The organism is Acidovorax sp. HMWF018 (assembly GCF_003061035.1).
In the GTDB taxonomy this organism is placed as follows: Bacteria; Pseudomonadota; Gammaproteobacteria; order Burkholderiales; family Burkholderiaceae_C; genus Acidovorax; species Acidovorax delafieldii.
On the sequence record NZ_QAIM01000168.1, the window covers coordinates 1 to 6,145 of the forward strand.

Here is a 6,145-nt window from a genome sequence, read left to right on the forward strand (position 1 = left end):
CCGCAGCAGATCGAAGAGGCCCTGGCCAGCGGCGTGACCACCATGCTGGGCGGCGGCACCGGCCCCGCCACTGGCACGCTGGCCACCACCTGCACGTCGGGGCCCTTCAATATGGAGCGCATGCTGCAGGCCGCCGACGCCTTCCCCATGAACCTCGGCTTTCTCGGCAAAGGCAACGCCAGCCTGCCCGATGCGCTGCACGAGCAGATCAACGCGGGCGCCATTGGCCTGAAGCTGCACGAAGACTGGGGCACCACGCCCTCGGCCATCAGCAACTGCCTGGATGTGGCCGAAGCCACCGACACGCAGGTGGCCATCCACAGCGACACGCTCAACGAATCGGGCTTTGTGGAGAACACCATTGCCGCCGTGGGCGGGCGCGGGATCTGCGCCTTCCACACCGAGGGCGCGGGCGGCGGCCATGCCCCCGACATCCTGCGCGTGGTGGGCGAAGACAACTTTCTGCCCAGCTCCACCAACCCCACCATGCCGTACACGCACAACACGCTGGACGAGCATGTGGACATGCTCATGGTGTGCCACCACCTGGATGCCAGCATTGCCGAGGACCTGGCCTTTGCCGAGAGCCGCATCCGCAAGGAAACCATCGCGGCCGAGGACATCCTGCACGACCTGGGCGCCATCAGCATGATGTCGAGCGACAGCCAGGCCATGGGCCGCGTGGGCGAGGTCATCCTGCGCACCTGGCAGACGGCGCACAAGATGAAGGTGCAGCGCGGCAGCTTGCAAGGTGACACGGCCCGCAACGACAACACGCGCATCAAGCGCTACGTGGCCAAATACACCATCAACCCCGCGATTGCGCACGGCATCAGCCACGAGGTGGGGTCGCTCGAAGTCGGCAAATGGGCCGACTTCGTGATCTGGAAGCCCGCGTTCTTTGGCGTCAAGCCCGCGCTGATCCTGAAGGGCGGACTGATTGCCATGGCTGCGATGGGCGACCCCAATGCGTCCATCCCCACGCCGCAGCCCGTGCACTATCGGCCCATGTTTGGCGCGTTTGGCGGGGCCATCGCCAAAACGTCGCTCACCTTTGTCTCGCAGGCAGGATTGGCTGCTGGCATTGGCGAGCGCTTTGGCCTGCGCAAGACGCTTTCCGCCGTGCGCAACATCCGCGGCATCCGCAAGCGCGACATGGTGCACAACAGCTACACGCCCAAGATGGAGGTGGACGCGCAGACCTACACCGTGCGCGCCGACGGCCAGCTGCTCACCTGTGAAGCGGCCACCGTGCTGCCCATGGCACAGCGCTACTTCCTGTTCTGAGGTCGCTTCCCATGAATGCCTTGCTGCAAGACCTGCGGATCCGCCTGGACGACCTGACCGATCCCCGCATCGAAGCCTTCATGCAGGAGCATTTGAAGGACATGCGTGCCACCTCGCCACCGGAGAGCGTGCACGCGCTCGACATGGTGCAACTGCGCCAGCCTGAGATCCGCTTCTGGACGGCCTGGCGCGGCGATGACGAACTGGTGGGTACCGGTGCACTCAAGCACCTGGATGCCGACCATGCCGAACTCAAGTCCATGCGCACAGCAGCCAGCATGCGTGGCCAGGGGGTGGGCCGGGCCGTGCTGGAACACATCCTGGGCCAGGCGGTGGACCTGGGCTACCAGCGCATCAGCCTGGAAACGGGCACCCAGCCCTTCTTTGAACCCGCGCACCAGCTGTACCTGCGCTATGGCTTTACCGACTGTGCACCATTCGGCAGCTACCGGCCCGATCCCCACAGCCGCTACATGAGCCGCGCCCTGTAGCGCATCCGCGCATCGCCTTTCGGCCAGGGCCACAATGTTGACCTCGCCTATCCGGCTCCGCCCTTCCCTCTTGCCATGATCCAGGTCTCCAAACTTCTCCCCCAAGGCCAAGGCCTCGCTCCCGTGCTGCTCAAGCGCGCCACCACCATCGAGCTGGACTGGGACGTGCGCCAGAAAAGCCGCTTTGCAGCCACCGACTCGGCCGGACGCGAACTGGGCATCTTCCTGCCCCGTGGCACCCTGGTGCGCGGCGGCGATGTGCTGGTGGCCGAAGACGGCTCCATGGTGCGCGTGATCGCAGCGCCGCAGCCGGTGCTGGTCATCACCCACTGCCAACACCACGGCACACCGTTTGACCTGACCCGCGCCGCCTACCACCTGGGCAACCGCCACGTGCCCATCGAGCTGCAGCCCGACCACCTCAAGATCGAGCCTGACCACGTTCTGGCCGACATGCTGCGCGCCATGCACCTCATCGTGAACGAGCAAAACCTGCCGTTTGAACCCGAAGGCGGTGCCTACGCTGCGGGGCATGGCGGCGGGCACCACCATGGGGGTCACGGCCATAGCCACGATCACGATCACGAGCATGGTCACGCGCACGATCATGGCCATGACCACGGGCACGCTCACACAGAGGTACCGGCTGCTGCGGCCACGCCCCCAGCCCGAGGCCGCACGGTGTCCATCCCCGTGGTGGCCCAAGGGCACGTGCACGGCCCGAACTGCAACCACGACCACTGAGCCACCGCCCATGCGCCTGGACCGCCCCACGCCGCTGCCGGCCGCCAGCTTTTTGCAGCTGATGTGGCTGGCCTCCCCTGCACTGCCGGTGGGCGGGTTTTCGTATTCCGAGGGGCTGGAGAGCGCCATTGAAAATGTGGGCCTCGCCAGCGAAACCGCCGTGGGTGACTGGCTGCAGGACCAGCTCCACATCACGCAGGCCCGGGGCGACATGGCCCTCATCGCCAAGGCTGTGGGTGCGTGGCGGCGCGCCGACTGGGCGCATGTGCGCGAACTCAACGACTGGGTGCTGCACACCCGAGAAACGAGCGAACTGCGCCTGCAGACCGAGCAAATGGGCCGATCGATGGCCGACTGGCTGCGCAATCAGAACCAGGGCGACGAGACCCTGATGCCCGCCGTGCGCCACCTGGCCGCATTACCCCCCACCTACCCTGTGGCATTCGCACTGGCCGCCTCCACCACCCAGGCGCCCGTGCGCGACGTCCTGCTGGCCTACGCTTTTGGCTGGGCGGAGAACATGGTGCAGGCCGCCCTCAAATCCATGCAGCTGGGCCAAAGCGCCGGCCAGCGCATCCTGGCCCGGCTGGCCGATGCCATCCCCGCCGCAGTCGACCATGCCATCGGGCTGATGGACAGCGAGCGCCAGGCCTTTTCGCCCATGCTCGCCATCCTGTCAGCCCTGCACGAAACCCAATACTCCCGCCTCTTCCGATCATGACCACCAGCAACCTGCACCACGTCCCGAACCGCACCAAGAATCTGCCGCCCCTGCGCGTGGGCATCGGTGGCCCCGTCGGCTCCGGCAAGACCACGCTGCTGGAAATGCTGTGCAAGACCATGCGCGATGACTACGACCTCATCGCCATCACCAACGACATCTACACCAAGGAAGACCAGCGCCTGCTCACCGTGAGCGGCGCGCTGCCCGCCGAGCGCATCCTGGGCGTGGAAACCGGCGGCTGCCCCCACACCGCCATCCGCGAGGACTGCTCCATCAACCTCGAAGCCATCGACCGCATGCTGGGTGAGTTCCCCAACGCCGACATCGTGTTTGTGGAAAGCGGCGGCGACAACCTGGCCGCCACCTTCAGCCCCGAGCTGAGCGACCTCACCATCTACGTCATCGACGTGGCCGCTGGCGAAAAAATCCCCCGCAAGGGCGGCCCTGGCATCACCAAAAGCGACCTGTTCATCATCAACAAGACTGACCTGGCCCCCCACGTGGGCGCCAACCTGGATGTGATGCACGCCGACACCACCCGCATGCGCACCAACGCCCAGGGCCTCAAGCCGTTTGTGATGACCAATCTCAAAACCCTGGCAGGCGTGGCTGACGTGGTGAAGTTCATCGAAACCCGGGGCATGCTGAAAAAATCAGCACCCGCAGTCGGCTAGAATTCGCGCCTTCCCTCCCGGAGACTTGGGTGAGTGGTTTAAACCAGCAGTCTTGAAAACTGCCGACGGGCAACCGTCCGTGAGTTCGAATCTCACAGTCTCCGCCAAGAAACTAGCAACCAAGCGCCTTCCGGGGCGCTTTTTTGTTTGTTTCTACCATCAAATCCACCAAACGAAGTTTGCTTCGTTTGGTCATTGATGGAGCTTGCTGAAGGGGGCAAGGACATACGGCGAGGCGAATGAGAACCTCTGCTGGCTCAGCGGGTCGCTCTCGGTTGCTGATAGTGTGCGTCATGTCGAAGCAAACATCCGCCTTGCAGCGCCAAGCCCAGAAGGTCCAGGATCATCGTGCCAAACAGTGCCACTTCGAGGTCATCAGATCAGCTAGTCGCCTGCTTTTTGAGGCCTGCGACTGAGTGTCGTATTGCAGACCTATTGACATTTGACATGGCCCGCGTGAGCCAAAATGCGCAACACAGACTCAACTGCGCAGATTTCATGCGCTTGATACCAAATTCCTCTGGGAGCTTCGGTGAAGATTGCTTTGTTCGTTGATTTCGACAATGTTTACTCAGGGCTGCGGCGAATAAGTGCCGAGGCAGCAGAGCGCTTCTCGCGTCAACCCTTGCGCTGGCTGGACTGGCTGGCAGAGGGATTTCAGAGTGGGGATCTGAATAGGGGCACTCACGTACACCGCCGGGCTTTAGTTCGGCGCTGTTACCTCAACCCCGTCATGTATCAGAAGTACCGGCGCCCATTTCATGAGGCGGGGTTCGAAATTGTGGACTGCCCACCAATGACGGCGACAGGCAAAACGTCCACTGACATTCACCTGGTGTTGGACGTAATGGATGCGCTTGCGGACAGCACACATTTCGATGAATTCATCGTGTTTTCAGCTGATGCCGACTTCTCACCTGTCTTGCGTCGGCTTCGTCGGCATGACAGACGTACGGTAGTTTTTGCCGCTGGAGCCATGTCTGAGTCCTATAAGGCGTCCGCCGACCGCGTTATTGATATTCAAACATTTCTCCAAGATGCTCTACAGCTCACGTCCATGGAAGATAGTGATCCTGCATCCAGTGAAGGGGGGTTACTCCAGGTTCGACCGCGTGGCGATCTACGCATCAAGCTAGCGGATCGGATCCGGGATATTGTTACCCAAGCAGACCAGCCTGTCGCTCTGCCCGCATTGGCCCAACTACTTCGTCGTGAGTTTGAGGAACTTATCGATAGCCGCTGGGATGGCGCAGGCAGCTTCGGAACCCTCATGCGAGAGCTACAGATTGAAGGTGTCGAATTTGATTTCTCGAACGACAGCGCGAACGATGTGCTGCGCATGACAGGAAGAAGCCGAGCGCAGATTGAGGTGACATCAAGTCAGGCAAGCGTGCCGGAACGCACTGCGGCGGGCAAACACTTTACGGACACTGGGCTACTCATTGCGGAGTTGCCCCTTGAGGACCTCCAAAAGCGTGCAGAGATGGTTATTCGCGATGCAGTTGCGCACTCTACGGCCCCCCTACATCTTTCGGTGCTTGGGAACATACTCAGGCAGGAAATTCCACAGCTAAGGAGTGGATGGCCCGATGCGCCAAATCTTGCCGCGTTCCTGCATAACTTAAATATCGGACCTATTCGACGCGCTGTCTTGGAAAATGGGACGACAAATGTCTTGTATGACCCGGCCAGACACGAGGAGCCCACCGGCGTAGTTGGTGATCGACTGGTGGCAAGCATGCTACGCGCTGCAGAATTGCCAGCCATAAGAGGACTAGACCTAGCTCGCATTCTGAGCAGTGCTCGACCACACATGGGCGATACAGATCGGTTTGAAATCGCTGAAGTCAGTCGTAGTGTCGCAACCTCATTGGCTGCCGAAGGACATCCCATTTCAGCACGTCGAATCACAACCGTTTTGCAAGCGTTGATTTTTGGAGGGCTTGATGCAACTAAGAATTACGACAATGTAGAAGAACTGACTGTGGATGCGATGGGCGTAATCATCTCAGCTTGGGCTCGAGAAATGCAAACCATGCCAGATGAAGATACGAGAAATCGATTGCTTGCCTGGCTTGAAGTCCAGGTAGCCCTTTAGGCTTGTTGATTTCCACGCAGAAGTGACCCACTGGGGGTGCGGATAAAAACTTGGACTGGTTTTATGCCGCAAGTCCAAGGCTCACCCGGTATTCGATCGGGCTGAGGGCCCCCAGGGAGATCTTGAT

The 6,145-nt window shown here is 61.4% G+C and carries 6 protein-coding genes and 1 tRNA gene; all 7 read left to right on the forward strand.

The features are described 5' to 3' along the window. Positions 1-1,287: urease subunit alpha (gene ureC / locus DBR23_RS06370; RefSeq protein WP_108497676.1), on the forward strand; the 1,287-nt coding region annotated here is incomplete at its 5' end. Between the two features lie 11 nt (positions 1,288-1,298). Then, the gene (locus tag DBR23_RS06375) at positions 1,299-1,778 is read left to right on the forward strand and encodes a GNAT family N-acetyltransferase (RefSeq protein WP_108497677.1); all 480 of its coding nucleotides are present in this window, start codon (positions 1,299-1,301) and stop codon (positions 1,776-1,778) included. A 75-nt stretch (positions 1,779-1,853) separates the two neighbouring features. Continuing rightward, positions 1,854-2,522 carry an urease accessory protein UreE gene (gene ureE, locus DBR23_RS06380; RefSeq protein WP_108497678.1) on the forward strand — a complete coding sequence of 223 codons (669 nt, stop codon included), beginning with the start codon at positions 1,854-1,856 and terminating at the stop codon, positions 2,520-2,522. 10 nt (positions 2,523-2,532) lie between these two features. Beyond that, positions 2,533-3,243, forward strand: a complete 711-nt coding sequence (locus DBR23_RS06385) for an urease accessory protein UreF (protein ID WP_108497679.1) — start codon at positions 2,533-2,535, stop codon at positions 3,241-3,243. Then, positions 3,240-3,920, forward strand: a complete 681-nt coding sequence (gene ureG / locus DBR23_RS06390) for an urease accessory protein UreG (protein WP_056060569.1) — start codon at positions 3,240-3,242, stop codon at positions 3,918-3,920. The genes DBR23_RS06385 and ureG overlap by 4 nt, the downstream gene beginning before the upstream one ends. A 19-nt stretch (positions 3,921-3,939) precedes the next feature. Beyond that, positions 3,940-4,027, forward strand: a tRNA-Ser gene (locus DBR23_RS06395). A gap of 425 nt (positions 4,028-4,452) precedes the next feature. Further along, entirely contained in the window at positions 4,453-6,018 is a 1,566-nt protein-coding gene (locus DBR23_RS06400; RefSeq protein ID WP_108497680.1) for an NYN domain-containing protein, read from the forward strand. Positions 6,019-6,145 lie beyond the last annotated feature (127 nt).